Source organism: Fontimonas sp. SYSU GA230001 (assembly GCF_040066175.1).
Classification (GTDB): Bacteria; Pseudomonadota; Gammaproteobacteria; order Nevskiales; family Nevskiaceae; genus Solimonas.
Genome location: NZ_JBEAAM010000019.1, coordinates 1 through 16,846 on the forward strand (window position 1 = coordinate 1; position 16,846 = coordinate 16,846).

The 16,846-nt window shown below is 68.7% G+C and carries 14 protein-coding genes and 2 tRNA genes; 10 read left to right on the top strand and 6 right to left on the bottom strand.

Translation table 11 applies throughout. The features are described 5' to 3' along the window. Positions 1-170: 170 nt before the first annotated feature. Positions 171-246: transfer RNA gene (locus tag AAG565_RS10860), tRNA-Glu, on the top strand. A gap of 120 nt (positions 247-366) precedes the next feature. Then, positions 367-1,686 (top strand): nucleotide sugar dehydrogenase, encoded by a 1,320-nt coding sequence (locus AAG565_RS10865; protein WP_348819616.1) that lies wholly within the window; start codon positions 367-369, stop codon positions 1,684-1,686. A 170-nt stretch (positions 1,687-1,856) separates the two neighbouring features. On the opposite strand, the gene AAG565_RS10870 is transcribed toward AAG565_RS10865, so the two are convergent. From AAG565_RS10870 to AAG565_RS10895, 6 genes are all read right to left on the bottom strand, one after another. Next, positions 1,857-1,933: transfer RNA gene (locus tag AAG565_RS10870), tRNA-Val, on the bottom strand. Between the two features lie 84 nt (positions 1,934-2,017). Beyond that, complete coding sequence (locus AAG565_RS10875; protein WP_348819617.1) at positions 2,018-2,170, bottom strand: hypothetical protein; 153 nt, start codon at positions 2,168-2,170, stop codon at positions 2,018-2,020. A 152-nt stretch (positions 2,171-2,322) separates the two neighbouring features. Then, positions 2,323-4,380, bottom strand: a complete 2,058-nt coding sequence (gene uvrB, locus AAG565_RS10880; protein WP_348819618.1) for an excinuclease ABC subunit UvrB — start codon at positions 4,378-4,380, stop codon at positions 2,323-2,325. 36 nt (positions 4,381-4,416) lie between these two features. Then, positions 4,417-7,581: a bifunctional proline dehydrogenase/L-glutamate gamma-semialdehyde dehydrogenase PutA gene (putA, locus tag AAG565_RS10885; protein WP_348819619.1), complete on the bottom strand. Its 3,165-nt coding sequence runs from the start codon at positions 7,579-7,581 to the stop codon at positions 4,417-4,419. Positions 7,582-7,658: 77 nt separating this feature from the next. Then, on the bottom strand, positions 7,659-8,315 hold the full coding sequence (locus tag AAG565_RS10890) for a response regulator transcription factor (RefSeq protein WP_348819620.1): 657 nt from the start codon (positions 8,313-8,315) through the stop codon (positions 7,659-7,661). Beyond that, a complete protein-coding gene (locus AAG565_RS10895) occupies positions 8,312-9,034 on the bottom strand; it encodes an ATP-binding protein (protein ID WP_348819621.1) in 723 nt (240 codons plus the stop codon). Before AAG565_RS10895 ends, AAG565_RS10890 begins: the two co-directional genes overlap by 4 nt. Positions 9,035-9,100: 66 nt before the next feature. Between AAG565_RS10895 and cutA the strand changes: the two genes are divergently transcribed. The 8 genes from cutA (at position 9,101) to AAG565_RS10935 (ending at position 16,846) form a co-directional block, all read left to right on the top strand. Next, positions 9,101-9,412 (top strand): divalent-cation tolerance protein CutA, encoded by a 312-nt coding sequence (cutA, locus tag AAG565_RS10900; RefSeq protein ID WP_348819622.1) that lies wholly within the window; start codon positions 9,101-9,103, stop codon positions 9,410-9,412. 36 nt (positions 9,413-9,448) lie between these two features. Further along, positions 9,449-9,967, top strand: a complete 519-nt coding sequence (locus AAG565_RS10905; protein WP_348819623.1) for a TlpA disulfide reductase family protein — start codon at positions 9,449-9,451, stop codon at positions 9,965-9,967. A gap of 127 nt (positions 9,968-10,094) precedes the next feature. Beyond that, on the top strand, positions 10,095-10,541 hold the full coding sequence (aroQ, locus tag AAG565_RS10910) for a type II 3-dehydroquinate dehydratase (RefSeq protein WP_348819624.1): 447 nt from the start codon (positions 10,095-10,097) through the stop codon (positions 10,539-10,541). A 17-nt stretch (positions 10,542-10,558) separates the two neighbouring features. Continuing rightward, positions 10,559-11,032, top strand: coding sequence for an acetyl-CoA carboxylase biotin carboxyl carrier protein (gene accB / locus AAG565_RS10915; protein WP_348819625.1), 474 nt, complete (start codon positions 10,559-10,561; stop codon positions 11,030-11,032). A gap of 31 nt (positions 11,033-11,063) precedes the next feature. Next, complete coding sequence (gene accC, locus AAG565_RS10920; RefSeq protein WP_348819626.1) at positions 11,064-12,425, top strand: acetyl-CoA carboxylase biotin carboxylase subunit; 1,362 nt, start codon at positions 11,064-11,066, stop codon at positions 12,423-12,425. Between the two features lie 11 nt (positions 12,426-12,436). Next, on the top strand, positions 12,437-14,287 hold the full coding sequence (gene recQ, locus AAG565_RS10925; RefSeq protein WP_348819627.1) for a DNA helicase RecQ: 1,851 nt from the start codon (positions 12,437-12,439) through the stop codon (positions 14,285-14,287). 148 nt (positions 14,288-14,435) lie between these two features. After that, on the top strand, positions 14,436-15,242 hold the full coding sequence (locus AAG565_RS10930) for a TOBE domain-containing protein (protein WP_348819628.1): 807 nt from the start codon (positions 14,436-14,438) through the stop codon (positions 15,240-15,242). 245 nt (positions 15,243-15,487) lie between these two features. Next, positions 15,488-16,846, top strand: coding sequence for an alginate export family protein (locus AAG565_RS10935; RefSeq protein ID WP_348819629.1), 1,359 nt, complete (start codon positions 15,488-15,490; stop codon positions 16,844-16,846).

Below are 16,846 nucleotides of genomic sequence, written 5' to 3' on the forward strand. Positions count from 1 at the left end.
ATCCTCCGATGATCCCGCCGCCCCGCCGGCCTTTCAGGCTCACTTCACGTTGGAATCACGCACCCCCTTCAGGCTCATGTGTCATTGGAAGAGGCTGCCCCTTGTTGAACGGCTCCGACGCACCCATAATACGCGCCCTTCGCGGCCGGCTCGGCTGCGGCAGACCCCTCGCTCCTATCGTCTAGAGGCCTAGGACGGAGCCCTCTCAAGGCTTAAACCCGGGTTCGAATCCCGGTAGGAGCGCCAAATCAAGCCCAGGCATGGGCTGCTGGCGTGGTATTCTGCGACACGATCAGCCATGGCATGTCATTTGATTGCCACGGCGATCACGTCCCGACCTGACGCGACCCCTCGTCCTCGACTGCCATGCCCGACCTCCCCGCGGCCGCCAGCAGCCTGCGACAGCGCTTGCAGGATCGCACCGCCGTCATCGGAGTCATTGGCCTGGGATACGTCGGCCTGCCGCTGGCGCTGCGCTTCGAGCAATGCGGTTTCCGCGTGCTCGGCTTCGACATCGATCGGGAGAAGATCGCGCGCATCGAGCGGGGACAGAGTTACATCAACTACCTGCCGGCCGCGGATGTCGTCGCGGCCACGCAGCGCGGACTCAGCGCCACCACCGATTTCTCGCGGCTGGACGAACCCGACGCACTGCTCATCTGCGTCCCGACCCCGCTCGACCGCCACCGCGAACCGGACCTGAGCTACGTGCTCGACACCGGCCGCGCGATCGCGGCGCGGCTGCGTCCGGGGCAACTCGTCTCACTGGAGAGCACCACCTATCCGGGCACGACCGACGAGGACCTGCGCGCCGTGCTCGACCACAGCGGGCTGACCCTAGGCCAGGACTACTTCCTGGTGTTCTCGCCCGAGCGCCAGGATCCGGGCAACACCCGCTACGGACCGCACAACATCCCCAAGATCGTCGGCGGCTGCACGCCGACCTGCCTGGCGCTGGGGCAGATCCTCTACGCCCAGGCCGTCGAGCGCGTCGTCCCGGTCAGCTCACCCCGGGTGGCCGAACTGGCCAAGCTGCTGGAGAACATCCACCGCGCGGTGAACATCGGCCTGGTCAACGAGATGAAGATGCTGGCCGATCGCATGGGCATCGACATCTTCGAGGTCATCGACGCTGCCGCGACCAAGCCCTTCGGCTTCGTGCCCTATTACCCCGGCCCCGGACTGGGCGGACACTGCATCCCCATCGATCCCTTCTACCTCACCTGGAAAGCGCGCGAGTACGGCTTGCACACGCGCTTCATCGAGCTCGCCGGCGAGATCAACAGCCACATGCCGCACTGGGTGGTGCAGAAAGTCGCGGACGCCCTCAATGACACCGGCCGCGCCGTGCGCGGATCGCGCGTCCTGATGATCGGCATCGCCTACAAGAAGGACGTGGACGACCTGCGCGAATCGCCGGCCCTCGAACTGATGGACCTGCTCGAGGAACGGGGCGCGGACGTCCATTACCACGACCCCTTGATCCCGCGCATCCCGCGCATCCGGCGCGGCGCATACGACAAGACCAGCGTGCCGATCACCGCGGATCGGCTGCCGGACTACGATCTCGTATTGATCGCCACCAATCACAGCGCGGTCGATTACGCGCTGCTGGCGCGCCATGCCCGGCTGATCGTCGATACCCGCGGCCAGTTCCGCGGCGACGGGCGCGTGGTCCGCGCCTGAGGAGTCCGCCTCCACATCCGTCCCGTGCGCGGGCAGGCCGCGATCCGCGGCCGTCGGTGCGAACGACCGCATCGGGACAAAACGACAAAATGCCCAACCAAGGTCGGGCATTTCGGGAACTTCTCGGAAAAATATCGGGAAGGGCGAAACCCTTCCCTAAGTCTTTGATTTGGTAGGCGCGATTGGACTCGAACCAACGACCCCCACCATGTCAAGGTGGTGCTCTAACCAGCTGAGCTACGCGCCTGCGGTTTGTGCAGGGGCGCGAAGGATACCGGCGAGGTGGGATGCGCGCAAGCGCGACTTCGGTCGCGCACGGGCGACGGCGCCCTCAACGGCCGCGCTGGACGTCTGCCGGGACGCCGAGGTGCGGACCGCGTGCCGGGATCGGCATCGGGGCCACCGGCAGCTGCGGTTCGCTGCGGTTCAGTGGAATGGACCTGGAGGGCTGGCCCAGTACCGGGATGCGGCGGATCGAGGACATCGGCAAGGCTCCTGAGGGGGCTGTGATCGGACTCCTGATCGCCAATGTGCCCGGCCGCGACCGGTTCGTCTGTCCCCCGACGACGGCGCGATGCCGACGATTCTTCCGGCATCGGTCATGCAAATCCCGACCGGCCCCTGACAGGAAACCGCTCAGGCGGCATTGACCAGCGCGCGTTCGCGCAGCCGGCGGATCTCGTCGCGCTTGGCGGCCGCGGCCTCGAACTCCAGATTCATCGCCAGCTGCTTCATCTCCTTCTCCAGCTTGGCGATCTGCTTCGCCATCTGTTCGGGCGGCAGCACGTCGTACCGGGCCTTGACCTCCGCCGCCTTGAGGGCACGACCGGCGACATCCTCGTAGCCGTAGCGCATGACGTCGGCGACGCGCTTCTGCACACCCTTGGGCGTGATGCCGTGCGCGGCGTTGTAGGCGAGTTGCTTGTCGCGCCGGCGCGTCGTCTCGCCGATCGCACGCTTCATCGAGTCGGTCTCGCGGTCGGCATAGAGGATCGCCTTGCCGTGCAGATTGCGCGCCGCGCGGCCGATGGTCTGGATCAGCGAGCGCTCCGAGCGCAGGAAGCCTTCCTTGTCGGCATCCAGGATCGCCACCAGCGACACCTCGGGAATGTCGAGGCCTTCGCGCAGCAGGTTGATGCCGACCAGCACGTCGAACAAACCCAGACGCAGATCACGGATGATCTCGGCGCGCTCGACGGTGTCCACGTCGGAGTGCATGTAGCGCACTTTCACGCCGTTCTCGTGCAGGTAGTCGGTGAGGTCCTCGGCCATGCGCTTGGTCAGCACCGTGACCAGCACGCGCTCGTGCCGGTCGGCGCGGATGCGGATCTCGCCGAGCAGATCGTCCACCTGGCTGGCCGCAGGGCGGATCTCCACGTCCGGATCGACCAGACCCGTCGGACGCACGACCTGTTCGACGACGGCACCGTGCGACTTCTCCAGCTCGTACGGGCCGGGCGTGGCCGAGACGAAGATCGTCTGCGGACAGATGCGCTCGAACTCATCGAAGCGCAGCGGCCGGTTGTCGAGCGCCGACGGCAGGCGGAAGCCGTACTCGACCAGGGTCTCCTTGCGGTTGCGGTCGCCGCGGTACATGCCACCGATCTGCGGCACGGTCACGTGCGACTCGTCGATGACGACGATCGCATCGGGCGGCAGGTAATCGAGCAGGGTCGGCGGCGGCTCGCCCGGCGCGCGCCCGGACAGGTAGCGCGAGTAGTTCTCGATACCGGAGCAGAAGCCGATCTCGCGGATCATCTCCAGGTCGAACAGCGTGCGCTGTTCGAGCCGCTGGGCCTCGAGCAGCTTGCCGACCGACTGGAAGTGCGTCACCCGCTCGCGCATTTCCTGCTGGATGGCGTCGAGCACGCCCAGCATCTGCTCGCGCGGCGTGACGTAGTGCGTCTTCGGGAACACCGTGACACGCGGCAGCTTCTGCTTCACCTCGCCGGTCAGCGGATCGAAGGTGCTCAGCGACTCGATCTCGTCGTCGAACAGCTCGACCCGGATCGCTTCGGCATCCGACTCCGCCGGATGGATGTCGATCACCTCGCCGCGCACGCGGTAGGTGCCGCGCTCGATCGCGACTTCGTTGCGGGTGTACTGCATCGCGGTCAGCTGGCGGATCAGGTCGCGCTGGTCGAGGCGCTCGCCCTTGATCAGGTGCAGCACCATCTGGAAGTAGCTTTCCGGATCGCCCAAACCGTAGATCGCGGACACCGACGCGACGATGATCGCATCGCGCCGCGTCATCAGCGACTTGGTCGCCGACAGGCGCATCTGCTCGATGTGCTCGTTCACCGAACTGTCCTTCTCGATGAAGGTGTCGGTGCTCGGCACGTAGGCTTCCGGCTGGTAGTAGTCGTAATACGAGACGAAGTACTCGACCGCGTTGTGCGGGAAGAACTCGCGGAACTCGCCGTACAACTGCGCCGCCAGCGTCTTGTTCGGCGCCATCACCAGTGCCGGACGCTGCAGCTGCTGGATGACGTTCGCGATCGTGAAGGTCTTGCCGGATCCGGTGACGCCGAGCAGGGTCTGGTGCGTCAGCCCGTCGCGCAGGTTCTGCACCAGCGCGGCGATCGCTGCCGGCTGGTCGCCATCCGGCTGCCAGTCGGCCTTCAGCTGGAACGGCTGCTCGTCACGCTGGCGCAGGCGGACCAGCTTGTTCGATTCGCGGGGGGCTTGCGGCATGGCGACAGGAGCTTACAGGTTCGCGGACGGGCGCGGTCAGCCGCTCTGCGCCAGCAGACGGGCGTTGCCGCCGACCGCCGCGGTGTTGACGGTCAGCGTGCGCTCGCTGACGAAGCGCAACAGGTAATGCGGTCCGCCGGCCTTCGGGCCGGTGCCGGACAGGCCCTCTCCGCCGAAGGGCTGCACCCCGACGACGGCACCGGTCATGCCGCGGTTGACGTAGCAGTTGCCGACCCGCGCGCGGGCCTGGACGCGCTTCCAGGTCGATTCGATGCGCGAGTGGATGCCCAGCGTCAGGCCGTAACCGCTGGCGTTGATCGCGTCGATCACCGCATCCAGGTCACGGCGCGCGTAGCGGATCACGTGCAGCATCGCGCCGAAGTTTTCCGATTCGAGTTGCTCGATGCGGTCGATCTCGACTGCGCAGGGCGCAAAGTAAGTGCCGTTCCGGCAGGCGTCCGGTAGCGCCAGGTGCGCGATCGGACGGCCGGCCGCGGTGATCTTCGCCGCATGCGCATCGAGCCGGTCGCGCGCGTCGGCGTCGATCACCGGACCGATGTCGGTGCTCAGCAATGCCGGATCGCCGATCACCAGCTCGCGCATCGCGCCGCGCAGCATCGCGACGGTCTTGTCGGCGATGTCCTCCTGCAGATAGAGCACGCGCAGCGCCGAGCAGCGCTGGCCGGCGGACAGGAAGGCGGAGTGGATCGTGTCCTTGACCACCTGCTCGGGGAGTGCCGAGGAATCGACGATCATCGCGTTCTGGCCGCCGGTCTCGGCGATCAGCGTCGCGATCGGCCCGCGCCGCGCCGCGAGCGTCCGGTTGATCGCCTGCGCGACCTCGACCGAGCCGGTGAAGACGACACCGGCGATGCGCACGTCGGCGACCAGCGCCGCGCCCAGGTCACCGGCGCCCAGGGCCAGCTGCAGGACCTCGCGGGGCACGCCGGCGTCGAACAGCAGCTGCACCAGACGCACGGCGATGAAACCGGTCTGCTCGGCGGGCTTGGCGATCACCGCATTGCCGGTGACCAGCGCCGCGGCGATCTGGCCGGTGAAGATCGCCAGCGGAAAGTTCCATGGCGAAATGCAGACGAACACGCCCTTGCCGTGCAGTTGCAGCTCGTTGTGCTCGCCGGTCGGTCCCGGCAGCGTTTCGGGGCGCGCCATCAGACGGCGCGCGGCCACGGCGTAGTAGCGCAGGAAGTCCACCGCCTCGCGCACCTCGGCGATGGCGTCGGGAATCGTCTTGCCGGCTTCGAGGATCGCCAGTTGCATGAACTCGGCGGCACGCCGCTCCAGCTGGTCGGCCGCGCGTTCGAGGATCGCCGCGCGCGCATCGACGTCGCGCGCGTTCCAGTGCGGCTGCGCGCGCAGCGCCGCCTCGATGATGTCCGCGCACCGCGAGGTCGGACAGGCGCTCCATTCGCCGAGGATGCGCCGACGATCCGCCGGCGAACTGGCGGTGTGGCGTTCGCCGTCGGCATTGCCGACGGCCAGCAGCGACTGCGCCCGTCCCGTCAAGGGCAAGCCGCGCAGCGCATCGCGCAGAACGAGGCGGACGCTCTCGTCGGCCAGATTGAGGCCCTGCGAGTTGCGCCGTGTCGCGCCGTACAGATCGGGCGGCAGCGGCAGCGCCGGGTTGGGCTTGACCGCCAGCGCGGCGACCGTTGCGACCGGATCGGCGACCAGCTGCTCGGCCGGTACCTGCTCGTCGAAGATGCGGTTGACGAAGGAGGTGTTGGCGCCGTTCTCCAGCAGGCGCCGCACCAGGTAGGGCAGCAGGTCCTCGTGCGAGCCGACCGGCGCATAGACGCGGCAGGGCACCGGCAGGTCCTCGCCGACGACTTCGTACAGTGCCTCGCCCATGCCGTGCAGGCGCTGGAACTCGTAGTTCGCCGTATCGCCGGCGTAGGCCTGCACCGCGGCGATCGTGTGCGCGTTGTGTGTCGCCAGCATCGGGTAGAACAGGTCGCGCGCGGCGAGCAGGCGGCGCGCGCAGGCCAGATAGGCGACGTCGGTGTTGGCCTTGCGCGTGAACACCGGGTACGAGGGCAGGCCCGCTTCCTGCGCCCGCTTGACCTCGGTATCCCAGTACGCGCCCTTGACCAGGCGCACCGGGATGCGCCGCTGGACGGTCCGCGCCAGCTGCTCCAGCCACTCGACGACGAACAGCCCACGCTTCTGGAAGGCTTGCACGGCGAGGCCAAAGCCTTCCCACAAACCGATCGACTCGTCGCGGAATACCGCCTCGAACACGTCGAGCGACAGCTCCAGGCGGTCCGCCTCCTCGGCATCGACGGTCAGGCCGATGTTGTGCGCCCTGGCCAGCTGCACCAGCTGCAGCAGCCTGGGCACCAGTTCGCGCAGCACGCGCTCGCGCTGCGCGAACTCGTAGCGCGGATGCAGCGCCGACAGCTTCACCGAGATGTTCGGGCGCTGGAACACGGGCGCCTCGCGCGTCGCGTCGGCGTGGCCACCGATCGCACCGATCGCCTGGCGATAGGCCTCGAAGTAGCGCTCGGCGTCGGCGCCAGTCAACGCGGCCTCGCCCAGCATGTCGAACGAATGCAGATAGCGGCGCTGCTCGCGCGAGCGCGCGTTCTTCAGCGCCTCCTCGATCGTGCGCCCCATGACGAACTGCGAGCCCATCAGCCGCATCGCCTGGCGGATCGCCAGCCGGATCACCGGTTCGGTGGACCTGCCGATCATGCGGTTGATCGCGGCGCGGAAATTGCCGGTGGTCTGCGGCGACAGCTTGACGATGCGCCCGGTCAGCATCAGGCCCCAGGTGGACGCGTTGACGAACAGCGAGTCGCTCTCGCCCAGATGCGCCTCCCAGTCGGCGTTGGCCAGCTTGTCGGCGATCAGGCGCTCGGCGGTCTCGTCGTCGGGGATGCGCAGCAGCGCCTCGGCCAGACACATCAGCAGCACGCCCTCCTCGGACGACAGGTCGTACTGCTGCATGAAGGCGTCGAGTGCGGACTGCTCGTCGCGCAACCGGCGTACGCGCGTCACCCAGTCGGCCGCGCGCGCCGTCACCGCCTGCGCCGCCGCATCCGGCAGGCCGGCGATGCCGAGCAGGCGGTTGATCAGCTCGGTCTCGTCGGCGAGGTAGTGTGCGGTGATCGCCGTCCGCGCCGCGTCGCGCGGCGGCGGGGTTCCGGAGAACACGAAATCGGGTGTGGATTCGGTCGTCATGCCGTCCTCCGTGCGGGAGGCGGCATTTTAGGGCGGCGACCGGCGCCGCCCATGAGGAGTTTCCTGTCCGGCGCGGATCAGACCAGGCCGAGATTGGCGGCCTTGAGCGCCGCTTCCGCGCGCGACGACACGCCGAGCTTGCGATACACCGACTTGATGTAGCCGGCGGCGGTGTTGCGGCTGATGTTCATCATCTCCGCGACCTCCGGCAGGCGCATACCCTTGGCGATCAGCATGAGCACTTCGCGCTCGCGCGGCGACAGGTTGCCGTCGTTGCTGTCATCGCTGTCTGCCGCTCCGACCTGCGGCCCTGCGCCGAACGCGGCGAGCATGCGCTGGGCGACGAGCGAGGACAGCGGCGGCTCGCCGTCGGCGATGCTGCGCAGCGCGCGGCGCACCTTGGCGTCCGGTTCGTCCTTGAGCAGATAACCCTGCACGCCGGCGCGCAGCGCGGCGAACAGGTGGTCGTCGTCGGCGTAGATCGTCGTCACCACGCGCAGGCAGTCCGGATAGTCCTGCGCGGCGTGGCGCAGCAGATCGATGCCCGATCCGTCCGGCAGGCCCAGGTCCACGAGCACGAGGTCCGGCTGGTACATCGCCAGCTTGCGCCGGCCCTCGGCCACCGACGCGGCGATGTAGATCTCGCAGGCGAACACGTCCTGCAGCAGGCCCGACAACCAGGCCGCCGCCGATGCGACGTCCTCGACGACCAGCGCGCGTTCGATGGTTTTCACGTCACCGCCTGCAAGGAATCCAGTGGCACTTCCAGGACGACCTTGACGCCGCCGGAAGACTCGTTGAGCCAGCGCACGCTGCCGCCCAGCGAGGCCGCGCGCTCCTGCATGCCCAGTGTACCGCTGCCGGCGGGCGTGGGCCGGCGCGGACCGGGCCGGTCGTTGGCGATCTCGAACACCAGCTGCCTTTCCCGGCAGGCGATGTTGACCGCGATCGTGCTGGCACCGGCGTGACGGATCGCGTTGGTGACCGCCTCGCGCATGATGCGGAACAGGTTGAGCGCGCTGGCGCCCACCACCGCGACATCCGGCGTCGCCGGATCCTGACGCCAGCCGAGTTCGACGTTGAAGGCTTCGAGACGCTGCTCCATCTCGTCGCGGATCTGTGCCAGCACCTCCAGCAGCGTGCCCGGCGGGCGGCGCGAGCGCGAGACGATGTCGCGCAGGTCGTAGATGATCGAGCGCACCAGGTCGGCGTGGCGCACGTCGCCGACCGTGTGCAGCAGCGCCAGCAGCTTGACGCCGATGTCGTCGTGCAGGTCACGGAAGATCTTGGCGCGCTCCTCAGCCGCGATGCGCTCGCGCTCACGCGGATCGGGCACACTCGGCGTCTCGCGCAGCCGCGCCTGGGCCGCGCGCGCCTGCCGCCGCCAGTACCACAGGCCGTAGCTCGCGCCCCCTGCGACCAGCAGCGCGCTCAGGAACAGGATCTCGATCACGTCGAATGGGTCGTGTGGCGGTGCGCGGCCTTTGTCGTCCGTGCCGCGGCGGGACACAATATACGCATGTCCGTGGCCCTTGCCCTCGTCACCTGCCCGGCCGACGCCGCCGACGCGCTGGCCGACCTGCTGGTGCGCACGCGCGTCGCCGCCTGCGTCAACATCCTGCCCGGACTGCGCTCGGTGTACCGCTGGAACGGCGATGTCTGCCGCGACGACGAGGTGCTGCTGCTGATCAAACACCCGGCCGAGCGCTTCGACGCGCTGCGCGAGGCGGTGCTGTCGCTGCATCCCTACGAACTTCCGGAGATCGTCGCGGTCGATCTGGACCGCGGGCATCCGCCCTATCTGCAGTGGGTGCTCGACGCCTGCCGCTGACCCGCACACGTCGATCCGTCTTCTACCGACCACCGCATGCGCCAGGGATTCGCTGTGCTCGCGCTGGCCCTCGTGGCCGGCATCGCCGGCTTCTACGCCTATCAGCGGATCGACCGCAGCCCCGCGCTGATCGGCCGCGAGGCACCGCCACTGGTGCTGCGGGACGCTGCCGGCCAGGCGCACGCGCTGGCCGCGCTGCGCGGCCGGTGGGTGTTGCTGAACTTCTGGGCGTCGTGGTGCGCACCCTGCATGGACGAACTGCCGCTGCTGGTCGATGCGCAGCGCCGCTACGCGGCGCAGGGCCTGCAGATTCTCGGCCCCGCACTGGACGACGCCGACGCCGTCGCGCCGGTGATCGCGCGCTTCGGCATCAATTACCCGGTGATGCCGGATTTCGCCGCGGCCGACGCGGCGATGCAGGCGCTGGGCAATGATCGCGGCGCGCTGCCGTACAGCGTGCTGATCGATCCGCAGGGCCGCATCGCCGACCGCGTACTGGGCGGCCTGTCGCGGGATGCGCTGGAAAGCCTGATTACCTCGAACCTCGGCCAGTGACGCGCCAGAACCGGCAGCCAGCCTCGATTGCATAGGATTTTGCGGCGATCTGCGGCCAATTTCGCCCATCTTGTATTGTTCGGATCCACTCGTGCAGAATGCGGCGACCTCGTGCACGAGCCGAACCTTGAGCCGCCTGCTGCTGATCAACGGACCGAACCTGAATCTGCTGGGCACCCGTGAACCGGGCGTTTACGGCAGCCGCACGCTACCCGACATCGAACAGCAGCTGCGCGACGAGGCGCATGCGCTGGGGCACGCGCTCGACTGCTTCCAGAGCAATCACGAGGGCGCGCTGGTGGACCGCGTCCAGCAGGCGCGCGGCGACGGCACGCAGTTCATCCTGATCAATCCCGGCGCCTACACCCACAGCAGCATCGCCCTGCGCGACGCGCTGCTGGGCGTCGCCCTCCCGTTCATCGAGATTCACCTGTCCAACGTGCACGCGCGGGAGCCTTTCCGCCGGCACTCGTACCTGTCCGACATCGCCGCAGGCGTCATCGTCGGCTGCGGGCCGCTGGGCTACCGCCTCGCCCTGCTCGCCGCGAATGAACGCCTCACGGCCAAGAACTGAAGCCCTCGGGGGGCCCAATGGATTTGCGCAAGATCAAGACCTTGATTGAGCTGGTGGAACAGAGCGGCATTTCCGAACTGGAAGTCCGCGAGGGCGAGGAGTCGGTGCGCATCAGCCGGCAGACGCTCGCGGCCGCCGCGCCGGTCCCGTACCTGCCGCCGCCGGTTCCCGCGCTCGCCGCCGCCCCGACGCCCGCACCCGCGGCCGCCGCGGCCGGCGCACCCACCGCACCGCCCACCGCGGCCAAGACGGACAACCGGCACATCGTGCGCGCGCCAATGGTCGGCACCTTCTACCGCGCGCCGTCGCCGGGCGCCAAGGCCTTCGTCGAGGTCGGCCAGACGGTCAAGGTCGGCCAGGTGCTGTGCATCATCGAGGCGATGAAGATGCTCAACCAGATCGAAGCCGACAAGGCCGGCGTGATCGTCGAGATCCTGGTCGAGAACGAAAAGCCGGTCGAATTCGACCAGCCGCTGTTCGCGATCGAGTGAGAGGAAGCGCCACCGGACGCGGTTCCTCCCCATGAAGAACATCCAGAAGATCCTGATCGCGAACCGCGGCGAGATCGCCCTGCGCATCCTGCGCTGCTGCCGCCAGCTCGGCATCAAGACCGTGGCGGTCTATTCCACCGCCGACCGCGAGCAGAAACACGTCGCGCTGGCCGACGAGGCCGTGTGCATCGGCCCGGCGCAGGCTGCCCGCAGCTACCTCAACATGGCGGCGATCATCTCGGCCGCCGAAGTCACGCAGGCCGACGCGATCCACCCGGGTTACGGCTTCCTGTCCGAGAACGCGGACTTCGCCGAGTCGGTGGAAAAGTCCGGCTTCATCTTCATCGGCCCGCGACCCGAAACCATCCGCCTGATGGGCTCCAAGACCAATGCCAAGGCGGCGATGATCGCGGCCGGCGTGCCCTGTGTGCCCGGTTCCGACGGCGTGCTGCCGGACGACGAACAGACCTGCATCGACATCGCCGCCAGGGTCGGCTATCCGGTGCTGATCAAGGCGGCGGCCGGCGGCGGCGGACGCGGCATGCACGTCGTGCACAGCCAGAGCGAGCTGATCCAGAAGATCCAGCTCGCGCGCAGCGAGGCGCAGGCCGCGTTCCGCGACGGCAGCGTGTTCATGGAGAAGTACCTGGAGACGCCGCGGCACATCGAGTTCCAGGTGCTGTCCGACGGCCAGGGCCACGCGATCCATCTGGGTGAGCGCGACTGCTCGATGCAGCGGCGCAACCAGAAGGTCGTCGAGGAATCCCCGGCGCCCGGCATCACGCCGGCGCAGCGCGCCGAAGTCGGCGGCCTGTGCGTCGAGGCCTGCAAGCGCATCGGCTACCGCGGCGCCGGCACCTTCGAGTTCCTTTACGAGGACGGCCGTTTCTTCTTCATCGAGATGAACACGCGCATCCAGGTCGAGCATCCGGTGACCGAGATGGTCACCGGCATCGACCTGATCCGCGAGATGATCCAGATCGCCGACGGCGAGCCGCTGCGCCTGCGCCAGAGCGACATCGAAATGCGCGGCCACGCGATCGAGTGCCGCATCAACGCCGAACACCCGCGCAGCTTCGTGCCATCGCCGGGAGAGATCCGGAAGTACCACGCGCCGGGCGGCCCGGGCATCCGCATCGACTCGCACTGCTACGCCGGCTACCGCGTGCCGCCGCACTACGACTCGATGATCGGCAAGCTGATCGCCTACGGCCGCGACCGCGACACCGCGCTCGCGCGCATGAGCCAGGCGCTCGCCGAGATGGTGATCGAGGGCATCCACGTCAACATCCCGCTGCAGCGCCGCATCATGGCCGACGAGGTGTTCGCGCAGGGCCTGCATCACATCCACTACCTCGAACACATCCTCGCCGAGTGGTCGCAGGAGACCTGAATCCCGGTGCGGTGACTGCTGACGCGATCCACGAAGCGCTCAAGCACCGCTTCGGTTTCGAGCACTTCCGCCCCGGTCAGGAAGCGATCGTGCGCGACGCGCTGGCCGGCCGCGACCTGCTCGCGATCATGCCGACCGGCGGCGGCAAATCCCTGTGCTTCCAGCTGCCGGCGCTGCTGCGGTCCGGCGTGACGCTGGTGGTGTCGCCGCTGATCGCGCTGATGCAGGACCAGGTGCGCCTGCTCGACGGCATGGGCATCGCCGCGACCTTCCTCAACTCCAGCCTCGACGCTGCCGAGGCCCGCCGGCGCCAGCAAGCCTTGCTCTCCGGCGGCGTGAAACTGCTCTACGTGGCCCCGGAACGCTTGCTGCTGCCGGATTTCCTCGACGGATTTGTTGCACAGCTGCAGCAGCAGGCCGGGCTGTCGGCGCTGGTCGTCGATGAAGCGCACTGCGTGTCCGAGTGGGGACACGACTTCCGCCCCGAATACCGCCAGCTCGCCGCATTCCGGGCGCGTTTTCCGCAGCTGCCGTGCTGGGCTTTCACGGCGACCGCGACCGAGCGCGTGCGCCGCGACATCGGCACGCAGCTGCAGCTGCGTGATGCGGCGGTTCACGTCGCCAGTTTCAACCGGCCGAACCTGTACTACGCGGTGCGCCCCAAGGACCGCCACAGCTACCGCGAACTGCTCGAACAGGCGCGGGGCGGCGGGTCCGGCATCGTCTATTGCCTGTCGCGCAGGCGCGTCGACGAGCTGGCCGCGAAGCTGCGCGGCGACGGCGTCGCTGCGCTGCCCTACCACGCCGGTCTCGACGCCGACACGCGCCGCACGCACCAGGAGCGTTTCATCCGCGACGACGTGCAGGTGATGGTCGCGACCATCGCCTTCGGCATGGGCATCGACAAGCCGGACGTGCGCTGGGTCGTGCACCACGACCTGCCGCGCACCATCGAGGGCTACTACCAGGAGGCCGGGCGCGCCGGCCGCGACGGCGCCCCCGCACGTTGCACGCTCTACTTCGGCGCCGGTGACATCCGCACCGCCGAGTTCCTGATCGGACAGAAGACGCACCCGGACACCGGCGCGCCGCTGGAGGACGAGCAGCGCATCGCCCGCCAGCAACTGCGCCAGGTGCTCGACTACGCCGAGTCGAGCGAATGCCGGCGCAGCATCCAGCTGCGCTACTTCGGCGAGACGTTCACGCCGCCGTGCGGCGCCTGCGACAACTGCTGTGAACCGCGCACGCGGGTCGATCACACGCTCGCCGCGCAGCAGCTGCTGTCCTGTGTCGCGCGCCTGGCGCAGCGCCAGCAGCGCTTCGGCGGCAGCTACGTGATCGACCTGCTGCGCGGCGCCGACACCGACAAGATCCGCCGCAACGGCCACACCGACCTGTCCACCTACGGCATTGGCCGCGGACTGTCGCAGGACGAGTGGCGCGTCGTGCTGCGTGCACTGCTGCACCAGGGCCTGATCGACGAGACCCAGGATGGCTACCCGGTGCTGCAGCTGAACGCGGCCAGCCGCGCGGTGCTGCGCGGCGAGCGGCGCGTCGAAGTGGCGGCGCCTCCGCCGCGCCGGGCGGCCGGACGCAAGCCGCGACACGGCACCGCGGCGCCGGCGTCGCTGCCGGCCGACGACGCGCTGTTCGAGGCGCTGCGCGCGCTGCGCAAGCAACTGGCGGTACAGGCCGGCGTGCCGCCCTACGTGATCTTCACCGACGCCAGCCTGCGCGCGATGGCCGAGGATCGGCCGCAGGACCTCGACGCCTTCGCGCGCATCCCGGGCGTCGGCGACCGCAAGCTGGCCCAGTACGGTGCGCGTTTCACCGCGCTGATCCGCGCGCACGCCGCCTCATGAGCGACGCGCGCTTCCGGGTCACCGGCCGCGGCCGCAGGTCCGGGGCCTTCATCGGCGAACGCCCGCCCGGTATCGTGCAGAACCGTATGCCGCGGCCGCCGTCCGTGACGATCCGGCTGCAGACGACTTGCACGTCCTGGAGGCATCGATGAACCAACCCAGCGACGCCAGTGACGAGGCGCTGTTCGCATCCGTCGGCGGGCCGGTCGGCGGCCGGCGGCGGCTCGCCCTGCTGCAGGCAATCGCCGCAACCGGTTCGCTGGTCAAGGCCGCCAAGGCGGCCGGCTTCAGCTACAAGGGCGCCTGGGACGCGGTCGAGGCGATGAACAATCTCGCCGAAGGCACGCTGGTCACGCGCACGACCGGCGGCCGGGGCGGCGGCGGCACATGGCTCACGCCGCGCGGTCGGGAACTGCTGGCAATGTACGAGAAGCTGCTCGAAGGTCAGCGCGGACTGGTGGCCCGCATCGGCCGCGAGCACGCCAGCGCCGCGCGCGACCTGCCGGTGCTCGGCCGCATCGCCATGCTCAGCAGTGCGCGCAACCAGTTCGTCGGCCGTGTCACGGCGCTGCGCCGCGGCACCGTCAACGACGAGGTCGAGCTGGAGATCGCCGGCGGCCAGCGCCTGTTCGCGACCGTGACGCACGGCAGCGCACACACGATGCGCCTGAAGACGGGCGTGCCGCTGACCGCGCTGATCAAGGCATCCTGGGTGCTGCTGGCGTCCGGCGCGCCGGACGCGCGACGCTGTTCGGCCGGCAACCAGCTCGGCGGCACCGTCGCCCGCGTGCAGAAGGGCGCGGTTAATTCCGAAGTCGTGCTCGCCCTCGATAGCGGCCTGGCGATCGCCGCGATCGTCTCGAACACCGGCCTCAAGGATCTCGGCCTCAGGAAGGGCGAGCCGGCCACCGCGATGTTCAACGCCGCCAGCGTGATTCTCGTCCGCCTCGACTGAGAGGCTGTGAGTAAATCAACCGCATTTCTCGAACTCCCAATTTCGACTCACCGGAGGCCGAAAATGGGCAGCGTAGGCGTGCTGAAAGCCGATTTAGCCGCTGCAAATCCGCATCTACATCGCTGTGGCGCGCTGCGTCGAGAACGTCACAAACTCTGAGAGGCGCTTGCCGCACCGGCAAACCTGGCGCCGACCGCGACTGCCGTTATATAGTTTTGTATATATCGCGGATCAGCGCACGGGACATGACCGGAAGGGGACTCGCCACCACCTTGGTGACGCTGCTGGCGGCTGGGCCGCTGTGGGCGCAAGGCGCAACCGGACCGCCTCCGGCGTGGATCCTCGACGGCAGCCTGCGCGTGCGCGTGGAGACCATCGACAACACCTTCCGCCCCGGCCTCGCCGAACACGACCGACTGCTGTCGCTACGCACGACGCTGTTCGCGGAGTACGCGCGCGCCCCGTGGCGCTGGGGCGGCGAGCTGTTCGACAGCCGCGCCTACGGCCAGCAGGAACGCTCGGCAGCCGGCACCAGTGAGGTCAATGCCCTCGAGCTCGCGCAACTGTACGCGGCGTATACACCCGGCCATGGCTGGGCGGGTCTGCACGAATCCCGCCTCACGGCGGGCCGCTTCACGATGGACGTCGGTTCGCGGCGGCTGGTCGCGCGCAACCGCTTCCGCAATACGACCAATGCGTTCACCGGGCTGCGATTCGATGGCGAGATCGGCGCGGACCGGTCATTGACCCTGTTCTGGACGATGCCGCACACGCGCCTGCCGAGCGATCGGTTGGGGATCGAGCACAACGGCGTGGAATGGGACCGCGAAAGTCCCGACCTGCAGTTCTTCGGCGGCTCCTGGACCCGCCCCGGACTCGGAGGTGGCAGCGCGGAACTCTACGCCTACGGCTTGCTGGAGCGGGATGCGGACGGCCACCCCACGCGCAACCGCCGCCTGTGGACGCCGGGGCTTCGCCTTTATCGCACCAGCCGCATCGGGCAGACGGACTACGACCTGGAATTCGCCTGGCAGACCGGGCAGGCGCGCGCCTCCAGCGCCGACAGCGACACCCGGGATCTCGACGTGTCAGCCTATTTCCTGCACGCCGAAGTCGGCCACTGCCTCCCCGCATCCGCATCGCCACGGGGGGCGCTGTTCCTCGACGTGGCCAGCGGCGACGGTCGCAGTCCGCACACCTACAAGCGCTTCGATACCTTATTCGGTGCGCGACGCAGCGAGTACGGACCGACCAGCCTCTACGGTGCAATCGCGCGCGCCAACCTGCTGTCGCCCGGTCTGCGGCTGGACCTGCGGCCGGATGCGCGCTGGGACGGCTTCGTCGCCTGGCGCGCGCTCTGGCTCGAAGATCGCCATGACGGCTTCTCCGGCACCGGCGTGCGCGATGCCAGCGGCGCATCTGGCCGCTTCGCCGGCCACCAGTTCGAACTCAATGTCCGTCACTGGCTGAGCGCCGAGACCCTGCGGCTGGACGCCGGCGTCGCCGTGCTGGCGCGCGGACCGTTCTTGAAGGATGCGCCGAACGCGAACGGCTACGGCGATACGACCTACGCCTATCTCGATGCCACGTACAGCTTCCGATGA

What these genes read in the sequence shown, in the direction of transcription:
- AAG565_RS10865 (WP_348819616.1), top strand. Translation starts at nt 367, where the DNA reads ATGCCCGACCTCCCCGCGGCCGCCAGCAGCCTGCGACAGCGCTTGCAG.
- AAG565_RS10930 (WP_348819628.1), top strand. Translation starts at nt 14,436, where the DNA reads ATGAACCAACCCAGCGACGCCAGTGACGAGGCGCTGTTCGCATCCGTC.
- accC (WP_348819626.1), top strand. Translation starts at nt 11,064, where the DNA reads ATGAAGAACATCCAGAAGATCCTGATCGCGAACCGCGGCGAGATCGCC.
- AAG565_RS10875 (WP_348819617.1), bottom strand. Translation starts at nt 2,170, where the DNA reads ATGTCCTCGATCCGCCGCATCCCGGTACTGGGCCAGCCCTCCAGGTCC.
- uvrB (WP_348819618.1), bottom strand. Translation starts at nt 4,380, where the DNA reads ATGCCGCAAGCCCCCCGCGAATCGAACAAGCTGGTCCGCCTGCGCCAG.
- putA (WP_348819619.1), bottom strand. Translation starts at nt 7,581, where the DNA reads ATGACGACCGAATCCACACCCGATTTCGTGTTCTCCGGAACCCCGCCG.
- AAG565_RS10935 (WP_348819629.1), top strand. Translation starts at nt 15,488, where the DNA reads ATGACCGGAAGGGGACTCGCCACCACCTTGGTGACGCTGCTGGCGGCT.
- cutA (WP_348819622.1), top strand. Translation starts at nt 9,101, where the DNA reads ATGTCCGTGGCCCTTGCCCTCGTCACCTGCCCGGCCGACGCCGCCGAC.
- AAG565_RS10905 (WP_348819623.1), top strand. Translation starts at nt 9,449, where the DNA reads ATGCGCCAGGGATTCGCTGTGCTCGCGCTGGCCCTCGTGGCCGGCATC.
- accB (WP_348819625.1), top strand. Translation starts at nt 10,559, where the DNA reads ATGGATTTGCGCAAGATCAAGACCTTGATTGAGCTGGTGGAACAGAGC.